Genomic DNA, 244 nt, shown 5'->3' on the forward strand with positions numbered 1-244 from the left:
GTCGAGATCGTCGGGGCGCAGGCGCGTCGTCGGATCGGCCTGCAAGATCACCTGCCACAGACGGCTCGATCGGTTGAACTGCGAAACGTAGAGCGAACCGAACATGGTCTGCATCGCGCTATAGACGTCTTCCACCGGCACCCCAAGTGTTTCGGCGCGCTCGCGGTCCACGTCGACGAGCAGTTGCTGCGAATTCGGATTGAAGGCGGTCGTCACGCGCGCAAGCTCGGGCCGCTGCCGCGCC

At 64.8% G+C, this 244-nt stretch carries 1 protein-coding gene; it reads right to left on the reverse strand.

Annotated elements, in window-relative coordinates; translation table 11 throughout:
• On the reverse strand, positions 1 to 244 hold a 244-nt coding region (locus tag SB772_RS44665), incomplete at both ends, for an efflux RND transporter permease subunit (protein WP_410839110.1).

The organism is Paraburkholderia sp. SIMBA_030 (assembly GCF_046535245.1).
Classification (GTDB): domain Bacteria; phylum Pseudomonadota; class Gammaproteobacteria; order Burkholderiales; family Burkholderiaceae; genus Paraburkholderia.